Here is a 17524-nt window from a genome sequence, read left to right as displayed (position 1 = left end):
GAACCCGTTCGGGTGAACTGAGGCGCCTTCACAGCCGCTTGACTCCCTTGATGCGCCCGGCGCGGGCGGTGCGCACCCGGGCCGCCTTCACCTTCAGGCCCCCGAGCCCGCCGCGCTGGCTGCCGATGCGCAGTCCGGTGCCGCCGGAGAGCCAGCCGGTGGAGATGTCCGTCTTCGCCGAGGAACTGGTCTCGGCGAGCGGATCGTTCTCCGCGCGTCTGGCCAGCGCCATCAGGCCCGGCACGACGAACGGCGCGAGCAGCAGGTCGTAGAGCGCGGCCGTGAACAGCAGGCTGGTGAGGCCGACATGGCGGGCGGCGGTGTCGCCGACGAGGGCGCCGACACCGGCGTAGAGCAGGGTGGAGCCGATGGCCGCCGCGACCACCACGACCATGGGTCCGGTGGCCGACTTGAGCTGGCCGTTCTCCGGCTTGATCAGGCCCGCGAGGTAGCCGATGACGCACAGCACCAGGGCGTAGCGGCCGGCGGCGTGGTCGGCGGGCGGGGCGAGGTCGGCGAGCAGACCCGCGCCGAAGCCGATGAGGGCGCCGCCGACATGGCCGTAGACCATGGCGAGCGCGAGGACCGTCAGCAGGAGCAGGTCGGGGACGGCGCCGGGGAGATGGAGCCGGGCGAGGACGCTGACCTGGAGCACCAGGGCGACGACGACCAACGAGGAGGAGAGCAGGATCCGGTTGACGCGCATGTGGCTTCAGCTCCTACTGCTCTTCTTGCGGGTACTGACCATCGACCGGCGCCTGGCCGGACGGGGTGACGGTCACCGTCACGGTGGGCGTGGGGGTCGGCTTGGGCTTGGCGGGAAGCACCGTGTCGCGCGGGTCCTTCTTCGGGGCCTCGACGACGACACCGACGATGTCGAGCTTGGTGAAGCTGACGTACGGCGTGACGTAGAGGGTGCGGGTGAGGTCGCCGCCGGAGGGGTCGACGCGGCTCACGACACCGACCGGGACGCCGGGCACGAAGGGCTTGTCCGCCTGCGAGCCGAAGGTGACGAGACGGTCGCCCCGCTTGATCTGCGCCTTGCCGTTGAGGAGTTCGACGCGCAGCGGTCCGTCGCCCTGTCCGGAGGCGAAGCCGAGTTCGTCGTTGCCCTCCATGCGGGTGCCGACGGTGAAGTCGGGGTCGCTGGCGAGCAGTACGGTCGCGGTGTTCGGGCCGACCGTGGTCACCCGCCCGACCAGACCGTCGCCGTTGAGGACCGTCATGTCGCGCTTGAGGCCGTCGTTGGCGCCGGCGTCGATGGTGATGGTCCAGGAGAAGCCCTGGGCCGCTCCTATCGCGATGACCTCAGCGCCCTTGATGCCGTACTGGCCCTCGCCCGCGATCTTGAGCATCTTGTCGAGCTGCTTGAGTCTGCTGCGGTTGCGGTCGTCGCTGCCGAGCTTGGCCTTGAGGGCGGCGTTCTCCTTCTCCAGTTCGGCGATCCGGTCGTGGCGTTCGCCGGAGTCACGGATCGCGGAGACCGCGTTGCCGACCGGATCGACCGCGGCCGAGACGCCGTTCTCGATCGGGCCGAAGACCGTCGCCGCGGCCTGCCGGGCACCGTCGACCGGGGAGTCCTCCCCGCCGCGGATGTCCACCGTGATCAGTGCGAACGCGATGGCGATCAGCAGCACCAGGAGCAGCCGGCTCTCTCGTGTGTCCCTCACGTGCGGCGGCCGTGCCCTTCCTCATAGGAATTCTTCGAGCCCCAGGGAAACCCGAGGGGCTGCTTTGTGGGAGCTTATGCCTCTATATCAACGATCCGCCGTACGAGAGGAGATCGTCTCGTACGGCGGAATCGAAGAGTTACGTCATCTGCGCGGCTGGGCGTCCAGGACCTGCTGGAGCGCCTCGAACTCCTCGACGCACTTGCCGGAGCCGAGCGCCACGCTGTCCAGCGGGTCCTCCGCGATGTGGATCGGCATGCCGGTCTCCCGGCGCAGCCGTTCGTCGAGGCCGCGCAGCAACGCGCCGCCGCCGGTCAGGACGATGCCCCGGTCCATGATGTCGCCGGAGAGCTCCGGCGGACACTTGTCGAGGGTCGTCTTGACCGCGTCCACGATGGCGTTGACGGGTTCCTCGATCGCCTTGCGCACTTCGGCGGCGGAGATGACGACGGTCTTGGGCAGCCCGGAGACGAGGTCCCGGCCGCGGATTTCGGTGTGCTCGTCGGAGTCGAGGTCGTACGCCGAACCGATCGTGATCTTGATCTGCTCGGCCGTGCGCTCACCCAGCAGGAGCGAGTACTCCTTCTTGATGTGCTGGATGATCGCGTTGTCCAGTTCGTCGCCCGCGACCCGGATGGACTGGGCGGTGACGATGCCGCCGAGGGAGATGACCGCGACCTCCGTGGTGCCGCCGCCGATGTCGACCACCATGTTGCCCGTGGCCTCGTGGACCGGCAGGCCGGAGCCGATGGCCGCGGCCATGGGCTCCTCGATGATGTGCACCTGACGGGCGCCGGCCTGGGACGACGCCTCGATGACGGCGCGGCGCTCGACGCCGGTGATGCCCGAGGGCACACAGACGACGACCCGCGGGCGAGCCAGATACCGCCGCTTGTGGATCTTCAGGATGAAGTAGCGGAGCATCCGCTCGGTGATCTCGAAGTCGGCGATCACGCCGTCCTTCAGCGGACGCACGGCAACGATGTTGCCGGGCGTGCGCCCGATCATCTTCTTCGCTTCGGCGCCGACCGCGAGGATGCCACCGGTGTTGGTGTTGATGGCGACGACGGACGGCTCGTTGAGTACGATCCCGCGACCCCTGACGTACACCAGCGTGTTGGCGGTCCCGAGGTCGACAGCCATGTCACGGCCGATGAACGACATTGAGTTCCCCATCGAGATTCGTCTGGCCTTCCCGCTGGCTTTTGAGGGCTTTTCAGGTCGGCGAGGTGGGTGCTGTGACGTGAAGGCTTCCATCGTAGACGCGCCTTCGCGAACACGGCGTGAGGGTCCTTCGCCATTGTCAGCAGATGATGTGCGGGTTCGCTCCTGGAGACGAGCGTTTGGGGACTCTCGTTCCCCCGAACGCCCCGCATATGCCAGAAAGTCCGGAGGCTTTGCCCCCGGGCTCTCCGGTCTGCTGCTTCAGGCGTTACGGCTCAGGCGCGGCCGGGGAAGAAGATCTTCACCTCGCGTTCAGCGGACTCCTCGGAGTCCGAGGCGTGGATGAGGTTCTCGCGGACGATCACGCCGTAGTCGCCGCGGATGGAGCCGGGCGCGGCGGCGATCGGGTCGGTCGGGCCGGCCAGCGCGCGCACACCCTCGATGACCCGCTCGCCCTCGACGATCAGGGCCACGACCGGGCCGGAGGACATGAACTCCACCAGCGGCTCGTAGAACGGCTTGCCCTTGTGCTCGCCGTAGTGCTGCTCCAGGGTCTCCTGGTCCAGGGTGCGCAGCTCCAGCGCGGTGATCCGCCAGCCCGCCTTGCGCTCGATGCGGCTGATGATCTCGCCGGTCAGGCCACGACGGACGGCGTCGGGCTTGAGGAGGACGAGGGTGCGCTGGGTCACGACGGGCTCCTAAGACATCAAGGTGTGCGGGAAGACGAAGGTTACCCGGCGTGTCCGGGACTGCGTTACGCAGCGTCAGGTGTAGAGGGTCAGGCCGCGTCGGGGGTGGAGGCCTCGGCCTGCGCCGCGAATCTCGCCTTGGACTCGTCGATCTGCCGGCCGTAGTGGACCGAGGCCCACCACAGGGCCGCGAAGGCCGCGCCCAGGACGAACATCGTCGGGACGACGAAGCCGGAGGCGATCAGCACGGCCTGGAGCGCCCAGCCCATCGCGATGCCGCCCGGCCGGGTGACCAGGCCGCACAGCACCAGGCACAGGAACATGGCGATGCCGCTGACCGTCCACACGGTCGACATGGACAGATCCGGATCCTTCATGGCGACCAGACCGGCGAAGCCGATCACGAAGAACTCGCCGATCAGCGTCGACGCACAGAGCGTACGCATGCGAAAACCTCAGCCCTTCCCGAGCAGCAGTCGTGCCTCGCCGACCGTGATGACGGAACCGGTCACGAGCACCCCGCCACCGGTGAACTCGCCCTCCTCCTCGGCCAGCGTGATCGCGGCCTCCAGGGCGTCCGGCAGCCGCGGCTCGACCTGCACCCGATCGTCGCCGAACACTTCCACGGCGACGGCGGCCAGTTCGTCGGCGTTCATCGCGCGGTGGCTGGAGTTCTGGGTGATCACGACCTCGGCGAAGATCGGCTCGAAGGCCTCCAGCAGCCCGCGCACGTTCTTGTCACCGCTGGCCCCGACCACGCCGATCAGCCGGCTGAAGTCGAAGGCCTCACCGATCGCCTCGGCGGTCACCCGCGCGCCCGCCGGGTTGTGCGCGGCGTCCAGCACGATCGTCGGCGACCGGCGTACGACCTCCATCCGGCCCGGCGAGGAGACCGCCGCGAAGGCCTTGCGGACGGTGTCGATGTCGAGCGGCTCGGCGCGCATCGCGCCGACGCCGAAGAACGCCTCCACCGCGGCGAGCGCCACGGCGGCGTTGTGCGCCTGGTGGGCGCCGTGCAGCGGGAGGTAGACCTCGGGGTACTCGCCGCCGAGTCCGCGCAGGGTGACCAGTTGTCCGCCGACGGCGACCTGCCGGGCGACGACCCCGAACTCCAGGCCCTCACGGGCGACGGTGGCGTCGACCTCGACGGCCTTCTTCAGCAGCACCTGCGCCGCGTCCACCGGCTGCTGGGCCAGGATGACGGTCGCGTCCTGCTTGACGATGCCGGACTTCTCCACGGCGATCTCGGCGGGCGTCTCACCGAGCCGGTCGGTGTGGTCCAGGTCGATGGGGGTGACCACGGCGACGTCACCGTCGATGACGTTCGTCGCGTCCCACGAGCCGCCCATGCCGACCTCGACGACGGCCACGTCGACGGGGGCGTCCGCGAAGGCCGCGTACGCCATGCCGGTCAGCACCTCGAAGAAGGACAGCCGGTACTCCTGCGCCGCGTCGACCATCTCGACGTACGGCTTGATGTCGTTGTACGTCTCGATGAACCGCTCAGCGTCGATGGGAGCGCCGTCGAGGCTGATGCGCTCGGTGATGGACTGCACGTGCGGCGAGGTGTAGCGGCCCGTGCGCAGTTCGAAGGCGCCGAGCAGCGCCTCGATCATGCGGGCGGTGGAGGTCTTGCCGTTCGTCCCGGTGATGTGGATCGAGGGGTACGAGCGCTGCGGCTCGCCCAGCACGTCCATCAGGGCGGCGATCCGGCTGACCGAGGGCTCCAGCTTGGTCTCGCCCCACCGCGTGGCGAGGTCCGCCTCCACCTCGCGCAGGGCCTTGTCGACCTCGGGGTCCTCGGGTCGTCCGGGCACGTCTGCCTGCGGCGCGCCGCCCTGGGTTCGGAGGGTACGGCTGCCGGCCTCGATGACCGCGAGATCGGGGTCGCGGTCGGTCTCTTCCGCGATGATCTCGTCGAACGGGTCGCTTTCACTCACGGGGTCAGTCTAAGGCGGGGCCCAGGGGGGAGGGTGGCTGGTCTCGTCCGGCGGGTGCGGGCGCGTGCGTGGCTGGTCGCGCGGTTCCCCGAGCCCCTGGGCCTGCCGAGGCTCCCGGCGCTTCCACAGCACCGGGAGCCATCGTCGTAACTGTCAGACAGAAGGCAGCCGGTCCAGCTGGGCCTGGATCCGGGCGATGTCCTCGTCCGCCTTGGCCAGGCGGCCGCGGATCTTGTCCACCACGTTGTCCGGGGCCTTCGCCAGGAACGCCTCGTTGCCGAGCTTGGCCGTGGCCTGGGCCTTCTCCTTCTCGGCCGCCGCCAGGTCCTTCGCAAGGCGCTTGCGCTCCGCCGCGACGTCGATCGTGCCCGAGAGGTCGAGCGCGACCTCCGCGCCCGCGACCGGCAGGGTCGCCGTCGCCGTGAAGTCCTCGCCCTCCGGCTGCAGGCGCAGCAGCTGGCGGATGGCGGCCTCGTGCGGCGCGAGCGCCGTGCCGTCCAGGGACAGCCGGGCCGGAACCCGCTGCCCCGGCTGGAGGCCCTGGTCGGCGCGGAAGCGGCGGACCTCGGTGATGACGGACTGGAGCGACTCGATCTCGCGCTCGGCCGCCGCGTCCCGGAAGCCGCTGTCCGTCGGCCACTCGGCGATGACGACGGACTCGCCACCGGTGAGGGTGGTCCACAGGGTCTCCGTGACGAACGGGACCACGGGGTGCAGCAGCTTCAGGGTGACGTCGAGGACCTCGCCGAGGACCCGCTTGCTGACCTCGGCCGGCTCGCCGCCCGCCTGGAAGGTGGTCTTGGACAGCTCGACGTACCAGTCGAAGACCTCGTCCCAGGCGAAGTGGAACAGCGCGTCGGAGAGCTTCGCGAACTGGAAGTCCTCGTACAGCGCGTCGACTTCGGCGACGACGGAGTTGAGGCGGGACAGGATCCAGCGGTCCGTCGCCGACATGCGCGAGGCGTCGGGCAGTTCGCCGTCGACCGTCGCGCCGTTCATCAGCGCGAAGCGCGTGGCGTTCCAGATCTTGTTGGCGAAGTTGCGGGAGCCCTGGACCCAGTCCTCGCCGATCGGGACGTCGACGCCGGGGTTGGCGCCGCGCGCGAGGGTGAACCGGAGCGCGTCGGAGCCGTACTTGTCCATCCAGTCCAGCGGGTTGACCGCGTTGCCGAAGGACTTCGACATCTTCTTGCCGAACTGGTCGCGGACCATGCCGTGCAGGGCGATGGTGTGGAACGGCGGGGTGCCGTCCATCGCGTACAGGCCGAACATCATCATCCGGGCGACCCAGAAGAAGAGGATGTCGTAGCCGGTGACCAGGACGGAGTTCGGGTAGAACTTCGCGAGCGACTCGGTCTGTTCGGGCCAGCCGAGGGTCGAGAAGGGCCACAGGCCGGAGGAGAACCAGGTGTCCAGGACGTCGGTGTCCTGGTGCCAGCCCTCGCCGGTGGGGGCCTCGTCGTCCGGTCCGACGCAGACGACCTCGCCGTTCGGGCCGTACCAGACCGGGATCCGGTGACCCCACCACAACTGCCGCGAGATGCACCAGTCGTGGAGGTTGTCGACCCAGTCGAAGTACCGCTTCTCCATCTCCTGCGGATGGATCTTGACCTTGCCCTCGCGGACCGCGTCACCGGCGGCCTTCGCCAGCGGGCCGACCTTGACCCACCACTGCATGGACAGACGGGGCTCGATGGTGGTCTTGCAGCGCGAGCAGTGGCCGACGCTGTGGACGTACGGCCGCTTCTCGGCGACGATCCGGCCGTCGGCGCGCAGGGCGGCGACGATCGCCGACCGCGCCTCGAGCCGGTCCAGGCCCTGGAAGGGGCCGTGGGCGGTGATGACGGCGTGCTCGTCCATCACGGCGACGGCGGGCAGGTTGTGCCGCTGGCCGATCTCGAAGTCGTTCGGGTCGTGCGCCGGGGTGACCTTGACGGCACCGGTGCCGAACTCGGGGTCGACGTGCTCGTCGGCGACGACGGGGATACGGCGGCCGGTGAGCGGCAGTTCGATCTCGCGGCCGACGAGGTGCTTGTACCGCTCGTCCTCGGGGTGAACGGCGACGGCGGTGTCGCCGAGCATGGTCTCGGCGCGGGTGGTGGCGACGACGATGGAGTCGTCACCCTCGCCGTACCGGATGGAGACCAGCTCGCCGTCGTCGTCCTGGTACTCGACCTCGATGTCGGAGATGGCGGTCAGACAGCGCGGGCACCAGTTGATGATGCGCTCGGCGCGGTAGATGAGTTCGTCGTCGTAGAGCCGCTTGAAGATGGTCTGGACGGCCTGCGAGAGCCCCTCGTCCATGGTGAAGCGCTCACGCGACCAGGCGACGCCGTCACCGAGGCGGCGCATCTGCCCGGAGATCTGCCCGCCGGACTCGCCCTTCCACTGCCAGACGCGCTCGACGAAGGCCTCCCGGCCGAGGTCGTGACGGGACTTGCCCTCCTTCGCGAGCTCGCGCTCGACGACGTTCTGGGTGGCGATGCCGGCGTGGTCCATGCCGGGCTGCCAGAGCGTCTCGTGACCCTGCATGCGCTTACGGCGGGTCAGGGCGTCGATGAGGGTGTGCTCGAAGGCGTGCCCGAGGTGCAGGGACCCGGTGACGTTGGGCGGAGGGATGACGACCGTGTAGGCCGGCTTGTCACTCTTCGCGTCGGCCTCGAAGTAACCGCGCTCTACCCAGCGCTCGTACAGCGGCCCCTCTACATCGGCCGGCGCGTACTGGGTCGGCAGTTCGGTGTCGGGCGCTGGTGGCTGCTGCTGAGCGTTCTCGGTCACGGGCTCAGTTTAGGGGTGTCTCGGGCGTGTCCCGAAACGCCTTTGTTCTGTAACGGTGGGGACCCCGATGCCTTCCGGTCGCCATGTCTGCGCCAGGATGTCAGGAACACATAAGCATCTGGAGGGGAACCCAGTAATGAGCTACAACCAGCCGGGCCCGTACGGCGGGCAGCCCCAGCAGCCCGGACCGTACGGCCAGCCGGGTCCGTACGGCCAGCAGCCGCAGGCTCCGCAGCCCGGCTACGGCTACCCCCAGCAGCCGCAGGCTCCCCAGCCGGGTTACGGCTACCCGCAGCAGGCCCCGCCGCCCCAGCAGGGCTACGGCCAGCAGCCCCCCTACGGCTCCGTCCCGCACCCCCCGGCCCCGGGCGGCGGCGGCGGCAAGAAGAAGACGGGCCTGATCCTCGGCGCGGTCGCGGTCGTCGCGGCTATCGCGGTGGGCGCGTACTTCGTCATCGGCGGGGGTGGCGGCAGCGGCACGGACGCCGGCGACGACGGCCCGCACAAGCTCACCGCGCCGGCCACGGTCCTCACCGAGTACAAGAAGTCCGAGAGCGACGGCTCGGGCGGCGCGATGACCAAGGAAGACCTGGAGAACGCCGAGGACTGGGGCGTCAAGAACCCCAAGGACGTCAACGGGGACTACGAGGCGGGTGCGGACGAGGACAACCCGCTGGCGGGCAAGCTGCTGTCGTTCGGCGGTGTCTACGGCGAGATCGAGGACCCCGAGAAGGCGGTCGACGGGCTCTTCGCCTACATGAAGAAGGACGCGGAGAAGGACGGCGTCACCATCGAGGGCGAGCCGAAGGCGTACACCCCCGAGGGCTTCGACGGCACCGTCCTGAAGTGCCAGCAGGCCGTGATGAAGAACGAGGACGCCACCGCGGGTTCGGGTGAGCCGACCGAGATGAACATGACGTACTGCATCTGGGGCGACTACAGCACGATCGGATTCGTCCTGCCGCTGGAGTTCGCCGACATCGCGGCCGGCAAGGACGCCGACCCGACGGAGGTAGCCAAGATCACCTCCGACCTCCGCAAGGAAGTCCGCGTCAAGATCTGACGCTCGTCGTCGGAAGCAACGCCGAAAGGGGCCCCGGTCGGTCGACCGGGGCCCCTTCTCGTGCGGCTGGCGCTGTTACGCCGTCTTCTGCTCCCCCGGGCCCCGCCCTCGGGCGTCGCGCGGGATGAGGGTCGGGTTCACGTTGGAGTGGACGACGTCTGCCGTGATGACCACTCGGGCTACGTCCTTGCGGGAGGGGACCTCGTACATCACCGACATGAGGACTTCCTCCATGATGGCGCGCAGGCCGCGGGCGCCGGTCTGGCGGAGGATGGCCTGGTCGGCGATGGCCTCCAGGGCCTCGCGCTCGAAGTCCAGTTCCACACCGTCGAGTTCGAACAGCCGCTGGTATTGCTTCACCAGGGCGTTACGCGGCTCCACCAGGATCTGGAGCAGGGCCTCGCGGTCGAGGTTGTGGACCGAGGTGATGACGGGGAGGCGGCCGATGAACTCGGGGATCATGCCGAACTTGACCAGGTCCTCGGGCATGACGTCCTCGAACTGGTCCTTCGCCTCCAGCTCCCGCTTGGAGCGGATCGTCGCGCCGAAGCCGATGCCCTTGGCGCCGGCCCGGGACTCGATGATCTTCTCCAGGCCCGCGAAGGCACCGCCCACGATGAACAGCACGTTCGTCGTGTCGATCTGGATGAACTCCTGGTGGGGGTGCTTGCGGCCGCCCTGGGGCGGGACCGAGGCGGTCGTGCCCTCCAGGATCTTCAGCAGCGCCTGCTGCACGCCCTCGCCCGACACGTCCCGGGTGATGGAGGGGTTTTCACTCTTCCTGGCGACCTTGTCGATCTCATCGATGTAGATGATCCCGGTCTCGGCCTTCTTGACGTCGTAGTCCGCCGCCTGGATCAGCTTGAGCAGGATGTTCTCGACGTCCTCGCCCACATAGCCGGCCTCCGTCAGCGCCGTCGCGTCGGCGATCGCGAACGGGACGTTGAGCATCCGGGCCAGGGTCTGGGCCAGCAGGGTCTTCCCGGAGCCCGTGGGGCCCAGCAGGAGGATGTTCGACTTCGCCAACTCGATGGCGTCCTCGCGGCTTTGACCGCCGCCGTTCTCACCGGCCTGGACCCGCTTGTAGTGGTTGTACACCGCGACGGAGAGGGCCTTCTTGGCCGCCTCCTGGCCGACCACGTAGCCCTCGAGGAACTCGTAGATCTCGCGAGGCTTCGGGAGCTCCTCCCAGCGCACCTCGCTGGTCTCCGCGAGCTCTTCCTCGATGATCTCGTTGCAGAGGTCGATGCACTCGTCGCAGATGTACACACCGGGCCCTGCGATGAGCTTCTTGACCTGCTTCTGGCTCTTGCCGCAGAACGAGCACTTGAGCAGATCGCCGCCGTCACCGATGCGTGCCACGGTGTGCTTCCCCTTCGCCTGGGAGACGACTGGACGCTTTCGAATCCAGCGGCTCCTGGTGCTGCCTTATGTCCGACGGTACCTTGCCGGGGCCCTCGTTCGGGCCCCCCTTGGCACGGTTCACTTTGTCGTGCACCGTGCCAAGGAGCGGCCGACGATACAGCCTCCGCGTCAGCGCACGGCCGCGTTGTTCATCTTCCGGGTGGAGATGATCTGGTCGATCAGGCCGTACGACAGGGCGTCCTCGGCCGTGAGGATCTTGTCGCGCTCGATGTCCTCGCGGATCTTCTCGATCGGCGTGGTGGAGTGCTTGGCCAGCATCTCCTCCAGCTGCGAGCGCATCCGCAGGATCTCGTTCGCGGCGATCTCCAGGTCGGACACCTGACCGCGGCCCGTCTCGCTGTACGGCTGGTGGATCAGGACGCGGGCGTTCGGCAGCGCCATGCGCTTGCCGGGCGTACCGGCGGCCAGCAGGACGGCGGCGGCGGAGGCCGCCTGGCCCATGCAGACCGTCTGGATGTCCGGCTTCACGAACTGCATCGTGTCGTAGATGGCCGTCAGCGCCGTGAAGGAGCCGCCGGGGCTGTTGATGTAGACCGAGATGTCCCGGTCGGGGTCCATCGACTCCAGGCACAGCAGCTGCGCCATGACGTCGTTGGCGGAGGCGTCGTCGATCTGCACGCCGAGGAAGATCACGCGCTCCTCGAAGAGCTTCGCGTACGGGTCGTACTCGCGGATGCCCTGCGAGGTGCGCTCGACGAAGCGGGGGATGACGTACCGGGACTCGGCGGCCGGGCCCGTGTACTCGGCGCGCGCGCGGTCGTACAGGCCGCTGCCGGGGAAGTCGTTCACTGTCTGTCTCCTAGGGGCTGAGGCGGTCGGCTGAAGGGCTGAGCGGGGCTGTCGCCGGCCCCGCGACGGGGCTCAGGCCCCGGTGCCGCCGCCGCCCGGCATACCGGCGGCCGTGGGAATGACGTCGTCGATGAGGCCGTACTCCTTGGCCTCGATGGCGTCGAACCAACGGTCGCGGTCCGAGTCGCGGGTGATCTGCTCAATGGTCTGGCCGGTGTGCTGGGCCGTGAGCTCGGCCATGCGCTTCTTGGTGTGCAGCAGCCGCTCGGCGTGGATCTTGATGTCCGAGGCCGAGCCCGCCAGGCCGGCGGACGGCTGGTGGATCAGGATCTCGGCGTTCGGCAGCGCGAAGCGCTTGCCGGGCGTGCCCGCGCTGAGCAGGAACTGGCCCATCGAGGCGGCGAGGCCCATGGCGATGGTCACCACGTCGTTCTTGATGAACTGCATGGTGTCGTAGATCGCCATACCGGCCGTGATCGAACCGCCCGGGCTGTTGATGTAGAGGTAGATGTCCTTGTCCGGGTCCGCGGCAAGGAGCAGCAGCTGCGCGGTGATCTTGTTCGCGATGTCGTCGTCGACCGGCTGGCCGAGGAAGATGATCCGCTCGTTGAGCAGCCGGTTGTAGACCTGGTCGCCGAGGCCACCACCGATGGAAGGCTCGCCGGCGGCTGAAGGCATCAGATTCGTCACGTATCCACCTGCTCGTCTTACGACGGCGCCGGGCCGTCTCACGTTTCCCTATTCATGGACCCTAACGCGCTGGTCCCTTCGGGGAATCCCGGAGTGGGGAGTGTTCGCCGGGGGCGTAGCGCGGTGGTCACTTCCGGTGTGCGGGCGAGTGCGGGGCCGCAAACCGGGAAAGGGCCCCGGGGAGTGTGTCCCCAGGGCCCTTCCTACGGCGTTACCGGTGCCGAGGGCGTCGCTCAGCCCTCGGTCTTCTCCTCGGCCTCGGCCTCGGTGGCGTCGGCCTCGGTGGCCTCGGCGGCGACGTCCGTGGCGGCCTCGACCTCGTCCTCGTCGTCCAGGTCGATGATCTCGCCGTTGGTGTCCTTGACCGTGGCCTTCTCGACCACGACGGCCAGGGCCTTGCCGCGGGCGACCTCGCCGACCAGGAGCGGAACCTGGCCGCCCTCGACGACCGCCTGGGCGAACTGGTCGGGAGACATGCCGGAGGAGGCCGCGCGCCGCATGAGGTGCTCGGTGAGCTCCTCCTGGTTGACGTTGAGCTTCTCCTGCTTGACGAGCTCGTCGAGGACGAACTGCGTCTTGATGCCCTTGACCGCGGCTTCCTTGGTCTCGGCGTCGAACTCTTCCTCGGTCTTGCCCTGGATCTCCAGGTACTTCCCGAGGTCGAGGCCCATCTGGCCGAGCTGGTGGTGCTCGAGGTTGTGCTTACGGGTGTTGATCTCGTCCTCGAGCAGCTTCTCGGGGACCGGGACCTCGACCAGCTCGAGCAGCTTCTCCAGGACGCGCTCCTGGGCCTGCGTGGCCTGGTCGTACTGCTTCATGTTCTCGAGGCGCTTGCGGCTGTCGGCCTTCAGCTCGTCGAGGGTGTCGAACTCGGAGGCAAGCTGCGCGAACTCGTCGTCCAGCTCGGGGAGTTCGCGGGCGGCGACCTGGGTGACCTTGACGGTGACCTCGGCCTCCTTGCCGGCCGCGGAGCCGCCCTTGAGCTCGGAGGTGAAGGTGGCCTCGGCCCCGGCCTCCAGGCCCTTCACGGCGTCGTCGATGCCGTCCAGCAGCTCACCGGAGCCGATGGTGTAGGAGACGCCGGCGGCGACGCCGTCCTCCAGGACCTCGCCGTCGACCTTGGCCTCCAGGTCGATGGTGACGACGTCGCCGTCCTCGGCGGCGCGCTCCACCGGGGAGGTGGACGCGAAGCGCTCGCGGAGCTGCTCGACCGACTTGTCGATGTCCTCGTCGGTGACCTCGACGGCGTCGACCTCGACCTCGATGCCGGAGTAGTCCGGGATCTCGATGGTCGGGCGGACGTCGACCTCGGCGGTGAAGTTCAGCGTCTCGCCGTCCTTCAGCTCCGTGATGTCGACCTCGGGCTGGCCCAGGACGTTGAGCTCGGCCTCGTTGACCGCCTCCGTGTAGAACTTCGGAAGCGCGTCGTTGACGGCCTCCTCCAGCACGGCGCCACGGCCGAACCGCTGGTCGATGACCCGGGCGGGGATCTTGCCCTTGCGGAAGCCCTTCACCGTGACCTGCTGGTTGATCTTCTTGTACGCCGCGTCGAGGCTGTCCTTGAGCTCCTCGAAGGGCACCTCGACAGTGAGCCGAACCCGGGTCGGGTTCAGGGTCTCCACGGCGCTCTTCACGGTTCGGTCTCCTTGTGGCTGACTTCTTGGTTTCTGCCGGAGCCAGACTGGTCCGGCAAATTCGCCGCCCGGAGGACTTCAGGGAGTGAGAGACACACGGGCGCGCAGCTTGCATAGTAACCGCAGGCGCTGAACGACCCAAAGGCGATCACTGGGGACGACCGCCGACGATCGAGCAGGTGGTCGGGGTGGCGGGATTTGAACCCACGGCCTTCCGCTCCCAAAGCGGACGCGCTACCAAGCTGCGCCACACCCCGTCTGGTGCGACACGTAGGGTACATGGCCGCAGGCAGTGGGGTTGCCGCATTTATGGGGTGTGCGCCGAGGGGCGCCGACCCGCTACGATGCCTCCAGTGCCGCGGTCACCTGACCTGCGGCGCGTCCTGTGCGGGCGTAGCTCAATGGTAGAGCCCTAGTCTTCCAAACTAGCTACGCGGGTTCGATTCCCGTCGCCCGCTCTGTATGGCTCAGGGCCAGGTCAGAGGAAGATTCCTCCGCCTGGCCCTGATCGTTTCCGGGGGCCGTCACCAGGACGGTCGGGGGTCCTGGTGCTCGACAGGGGTCCGGTCCGGCAGGGGGCGGCCCAGATCCGTGCGGAGCAGCTCTCCGGGGTCGGGCGCGAACTCCTCCGTGGGCGGGGCCGGCTGGTGGAAGCGCTCCGTGCGCGGCAGCGGCACCTCGACCAGCCTGCCGTCGTGGATCATCCAGAGGCCGAAGCAGTCGTCATCCTGGTCGTGGATCAGGACCTGGACGCTCTCGGGGTATGGCCAGGGCAGGGACTCCAGGTGTCGCAGCAGGCCGGTGCGCGACCCCATGCGCTCGAACTCCGTCGCCCAGCCGACCCCGAAAGAGCGGCCCCACTGACTCTCGATCGGGACGAACCGGCCACGCCAGGTGCGCGTGTCGTCATCCCGCGTGAGCGGCTCCATGACCTCGCCTGCGTACAAGGCCAGCACCACGACCTGCGCGAATCTGCTCATGGCGCAGTATGCGCGGGCGCCCGCGGTGCGCGGCAACCGGTTTGCGGACGCAGGCCTAGAACTGGATCGAGTTGATCGTCTCGGCTATCGAGTCCAGGAACCGCTGGATGTCGTCGGCCATGCCGGTCGAGGCGAGGAAGAAGCCGAAGAGCACGGCGACGACGGCGGGGCCGGCCTTGAGGGAGCCGCCACGGATCAACACCACCATGATGATCGCCAACAGCAGCACCACTGACAGCGAAATGGCCACAACTGATCACACCCTCGGTCGGTCCGCTCTCCCGGCCCAGGGGCGCCATCCCCGCACACCCCCGCCAGAACCATCGTGCCACCAACGGGCCCGCCGTATGCGGCGGGTGGGGCATCAGTGGCCACAACTCGGTCCGGTGCAGGCGGTACCGGTCCGCGCGGGCGACCATCCAGCGCGCCCCGCACGGTAATTCGAACCCACCCCCGTACGGGGAATTCGACGTGATCGTTTCCACGTCCACACAACTCGTTCGCGGGCATTTCGAATTGTCATCACAGGGTGCCCTCTCCTACCCGCCAAACCTGACCCTATGCCCCATTTAGTAGGGATTCTTCGGGACAAGCCGGACGTAAGTCGAGTGTCGTAGTGGCTCGTTCATCTCGTATAAGCGCTAATGACGTCGCTCGTTTTACGAATACGCACAGCCGCCGCTAGGGTGCCTCAGATGTTCCACGCTGCCTCGTCCCTCACCGTGCCGAGTCCGCGCTCGCCGCAGAAACAGCAGAGACCGAACACCCCCGCCGGCAAGCAGCGCGACGCCTTCTTCGACAACGCCAAGTTCCTGGCGATCGTGCTGGTGGCCATCGGCCACTCCTGGGAGCCGCTGAAGGGCGACAGCCGGATCCTGGAGGGGCTGTACACCGTCGTGTACGCCTTCCACATGCCGGCGTTCATCATCATCTCGGGCTACTTCTCCCGCAGCTTCGACATGCGCCCCGACCGGCTGCGCCGGCTGATCACCGGCGTCGCGGTGCCGTACATCGTCTTCGAGACCGCCTATCCCCTGTTCAAGCGCGTGATCGACCACGACCCGGGCATGGAGATCAGCCTGCTCGATCCCTGGTACCTCACCTGGTTCCTGGTCGCGCTGTTCGTCTGGCGGCTGACCACGCCGATCTGGAAGCTGATCCGGTGGCCGCTGCCCGTCGCGCTCGGTATCGCGATGCTGGCCTCCGTCACCCCGGAGATCGGCGACGACCTCGACCTCCAGCGGGTGCTGCAGTTCCTGCCGTTCTTCGTACTGGGCCTCAGCATGAAGGCCGAGCACTTCCACTGGGCGCGCCGGCGCTCGGTGCGGATGCTGTCCGTGCCGGTGTTCGCGGCGGCGCTGGCCGTCGGCTGGTGGTCCGTACCGCGGATGAACACCGGCTGGTTCTACCACCGCGACTCCGCGCAGGAGCTGGGGGCGCCGTGGTGGACCGGGCCCGTCATGCTGCTCGCCCTGTTCGGCTGCTCGCTGGTGCTCACGGCGTGCTTCTTCGCGTGGGTGCCGCGGCGGCAGATGTGGTTCACCGCGCTGGGCGCGGGCACGCTCTACGGCTACCTGCTGCACGGGTTCGTGGTGAAGGCCGGGGACTATCTCGGCTGGTTCGAGCCGGGGTGGCTGCATCGGCCGCTCGGGGAGGTCTTCGTCACCGTGCTCGCGGCGGTGGGGGTGACCCTGCTGTGCACCGCGCCGGTGCGGCGGGTGTTCCGGTGCGTGATGGAGCCCGAGATGAAGTGGGCCTTCAGGCGGGACGCGGCCGAGCTGGCACGGGAACGGCAGAAGGCCGGGGTCTAGTTCAGCCGGAGTCCAGGCCGAGAAGTGCGCGCATCCTCGTGTACTTCTCGGTCAGGCGTCCGCGCGTCGGCTCGTCCAGCACCGCCAGCCTCGCCGGATCCGCGTTGTGCGCCAGGTCCGACTCCTTCACCAGCAGGGCGCCCGGTGTGGCGAGGATCCTCGCCGCGTACGCCTCCGGCGGCTCCCCCGGCCGCTTGGTGAGGGCCAGGACGATGGCCTTCGTACGGTCGCTCAGCGCGGCCTCGTGCAGCCAGTGCTCGGAGAGGGCGTCGTCCTCGATCGCGTCGTGCAGCCAGGCCGCCGCGATCTGGTCCTCGTCGCCGCCGCGGGCGCGGACTCCGGCGGCGACCGCCGCCAGGTGCTCGGCGTAGGGGCGGCCCGCCTTGTCGGTCTGGCCCTCGTGGGCGGCTCGGGCCGTGGACTCGATGACGGAGAGGTTCATGCGTGCACGCCCGCCTGCGCCGTCACCGTGGGACCCTCGCGGCAGATGAGCAGCAGCGCGCGGTCGTCGTTGACGTCCTTCGCGACCGCCTCGATCAGATGCCAGGCGGCGCCGTGGAAACCGCCCGAGACATAGCGGTCGGCCTCGCCGGTGAGGCGGTCGATGCCCTCGACGATGTCACGGTCCGAGGTCTCCACCAGACCGTCCGTGAACAGCATCAACACGTCCCCCGGACGCAGCGAGCCCTTCACGGGGTCGAACTGGGCACCGTCGTACACACCCAGCAGCGGGCCCTCCGCCGCCTTCTCCTCCCAGCGGCCGCTGCCGGCGCTGAGCTGAAGGCCCGGCGGGTGCCCCGCGGAGTAGAGCTCGTAGTCGCCGGAGTCCAGGTCCAGGACGAGATGGATCGAGGTCGCGAAGCCCTCGTCCCAGTCCTGGCGGAGCAGGTA

17 protein-coding genes and 2 tRNA genes are annotated in these 17524 nt (G+C 68.6%); 3 read left to right on the top strand and 16 right to left on the bottom strand.

Translation table 11 applies throughout. The annotated features are described in order from the left end of the window. Positions 1-28: 28 nt before the first annotated feature. From mreD to AC068Z_RS22740, 7 genes are all read right to left on the bottom strand, one after another. The gene (mreD, locus tag AC068Z_RS22770) at positions 29-706 is read right to left on the bottom strand and encodes a rod shape-determining protein MreD (RefSeq protein WP_478558360.1); all 678 of its coding nucleotides are present in this window, start codon (positions 704-706) and stop codon (positions 29-31) included. 13 nt (positions 707-719) lie between these two features. Beyond that, positions 720-1670 (bottom strand): rod shape-determining protein MreC, encoded by a 951-nt coding sequence (gene mreC / locus AC068Z_RS22765; protein ID WP_478558357.1) that lies wholly within the window; start codon positions 1668-1670, stop codon positions 720-722. A 144-nt stretch (positions 1671-1814) separates the two neighbouring features. Continuing rightward, positions 1815-2834, bottom strand: a complete 1020-nt coding sequence (locus AC068Z_RS22760; RefSeq protein ID WP_004001297.1) for a rod shape-determining protein — start codon at positions 2832-2834, stop codon at positions 1815-1817. Positions 2835-3109: 275 nt separating this feature from the next. Next, a complete protein-coding gene (gene ndk, locus AC068Z_RS22755) occupies positions 3110-3523 on the bottom strand; it encodes a nucleoside-diphosphate kinase (RefSeq protein WP_478558354.1) in 414 nt (137 codons plus the stop codon). 89 nt (positions 3524-3612) lie between these two features. Then, entirely contained in the window at positions 3613-3969 is a 357-nt protein-coding gene (locus AC068Z_RS22750; RefSeq protein WP_478558351.1) for a DUF4233 domain-containing protein, read from the bottom strand. A 9-nt stretch (positions 3970-3978) separates the two neighbouring features. After that, on the bottom strand, positions 3979-5463 hold the full coding sequence (folC, locus tag AC068Z_RS22745; RefSeq protein ID WP_478558348.1) for a bifunctional tetrahydrofolate synthase/dihydrofolate synthase: 1485 nt from the start codon (positions 5461-5463) through the stop codon (positions 3979-3981). A gap of 153 nt (positions 5464-5616) precedes the next feature. Continuing rightward, complete coding sequence (locus tag AC068Z_RS22740) at positions 5617-8241, bottom strand: valine--tRNA ligase (RefSeq protein WP_478558345.1); 2625 nt, start codon at positions 8239-8241, stop codon at positions 5617-5619. A 136-nt stretch (positions 8242-8377) separates the two neighbouring features. Here AC068Z_RS22740 and AC068Z_RS22735 point away from each other — a divergent pair, with 136 nt between their 5' ends. Beyond that, entirely contained in the window at positions 8378-9304 is a 927-nt protein-coding gene (locus AC068Z_RS22735) for a hypothetical protein (RefSeq protein WP_478558342.1), read from the top strand. 75 nt (positions 9305-9379) lie between these two features. Here the strand turns inward: AC068Z_RS22735 and clpX are convergent, their stop codons facing one another. The 5 genes from clpX to AC068Z_RS22710 all read right to left on the bottom strand — a co-directional run bounded on the left by clpX (position 9380) and on the right by AC068Z_RS22710 (position 14099). Beyond that, positions 9380-10666: an ATP-dependent Clp protease ATP-binding subunit ClpX gene (gene clpX, locus AC068Z_RS22730; protein WP_126392213.1), complete on the bottom strand. Its 1287-nt coding sequence runs from the start codon at positions 10664-10666 to the stop codon at positions 9380-9382. A gap of 171 nt (positions 10667-10837) precedes the next feature. After that, positions 10838-11518, bottom strand: coding sequence for an ATP-dependent Clp protease proteolytic subunit (locus tag AC068Z_RS22725; protein WP_478558337.1), 681 nt, complete (start codon positions 11516-11518; stop codon positions 10838-10840). A gap of 72 nt (positions 11519-11590) precedes the next feature. Next, positions 11591-12196, bottom strand: coding sequence for an ATP-dependent Clp protease proteolytic subunit (locus AC068Z_RS22720; protein WP_478558643.1), 606 nt, complete (start codon positions 12194-12196; stop codon positions 11591-11593). Between the two features lie 245 nt (positions 12197-12441). Continuing rightward, a complete protein-coding gene (gene tig, locus AC068Z_RS22715; protein ID WP_478558334.1) occupies positions 12442-13842 on the bottom strand; it encodes a trigger factor in 1401 nt (466 codons plus the stop codon). 180 nt (positions 13843-14022) lie between these two features. Then, positions 14023-14099, bottom strand: a tRNA-Pro gene (locus tag AC068Z_RS22710). Between the two features lie 130 nt (positions 14100-14229). Between AC068Z_RS22710 and AC068Z_RS22705 the strand changes: the two genes are divergently transcribed. Beyond that, positions 14230-14300: transfer RNA gene (locus AC068Z_RS22705), tRNA-Gly, on the top strand. Between the two features lie 66 nt (positions 14301-14366). On the opposite strand, the gene AC068Z_RS22700 is transcribed toward AC068Z_RS22705, so the two are convergent. After that, on the bottom strand, positions 14367-14822 hold the full coding sequence (locus AC068Z_RS22700; protein ID WP_478558331.1) for a hypothetical protein: 456 nt from the start codon (positions 14820-14822) through the stop codon (positions 14367-14369). 55 nt (positions 14823-14877) lie between these two features. Further along, entirely contained in the window at positions 14878-15072 is a 195-nt protein-coding gene (locus AC068Z_RS22695; RefSeq protein WP_093723671.1) for a hypothetical protein, read from the bottom strand. Between the two features lie 445 nt (positions 15073-15517). Between AC068Z_RS22695 and AC068Z_RS22690 the strand changes: the two genes are divergently transcribed. After that, on the top strand, positions 15518-16633 hold the full coding sequence (locus tag AC068Z_RS22690) for an acyltransferase family protein (RefSeq protein ID WP_478558326.1): 1116 nt from the start codon (positions 15518-15520) through the stop codon (positions 16631-16633). 1 nt (position 16634) lies between these two features. Here AC068Z_RS22690 and AC068Z_RS22685 read toward each other — a convergent pair whose 3' ends face one another. Continuing rightward, entirely contained in the window at positions 16635-17075 is a 441-nt protein-coding gene (locus AC068Z_RS22685) for an HD domain-containing protein (protein WP_478558323.1), read from the bottom strand. Continuing rightward, on the bottom strand, positions 17072-17524 hold a 453-nt coding region (locus AC068Z_RS22680; protein WP_478558320.1), incomplete at its 5' end, for a PP2C family protein-serine/threonine phosphatase. The genes AC068Z_RS22680 and AC068Z_RS22685, both read right to left, overlap by 4 nt.

This window comes from Streptomyces sp. NPDC043726, from assembly GCF_056436565.1.
This window is presented reverse-complemented; position numbering and strand designations above follow the sequence as displayed.

Coding starts and splice junctions, on each gene's coding strand:
- mreD (WP_478558360.1), bottom strand. CDS start 706: ATGCGCGTCAACCGGATCCTGCTCTCCTCCTCGTTGGTCGTCGTCGCC.
- AC068Z_RS22760 (WP_004001297.1), bottom strand. CDS start 2,834: ATGTCGTTCATCGGCCGTGACATGGCTGTCGACCTCGGGACCGCCAAC.
- AC068Z_RS22750 (WP_478558351.1), bottom strand. CDS start 3,969: ATGCGTACGCTCTGTGCGTCGACGCTGATCGGCGAGTTCTTCGTGATC.
- AC068Z_RS22735 (WP_478558342.1), top strand. CDS start 8,378: ATGAGCTACAACCAGCCGGGCCCGTACGGCGGGCAGCCCCAGCAGCCC.
- AC068Z_RS22720 (WP_478558643.1), bottom strand. CDS start 12,196: ATGCCTTCAGCCGCCGGCGAGCCTTCCATCGGTGGTGGCCTCGGCGAC.
- AC068Z_RS22700 (WP_478558331.1), bottom strand. CDS start 14,822: ATGAGCAGATTCGCGCAGGTCGTGGTGCTGGCCTTGTACGCAGGCGAG.
- AC068Z_RS22690 (WP_478558326.1), top strand. CDS start 15,518: ATGTTCCACGCTGCCTCGTCCCTCACCGTGCCGAGTCCGCGCTCGCCG.
- AC068Z_RS22685 (WP_478558323.1), bottom strand. CDS start 17,075: ATGAACCTCTCCGTCATCGAGTCCACGGCCCGAGCCGCCCACGAGGGC.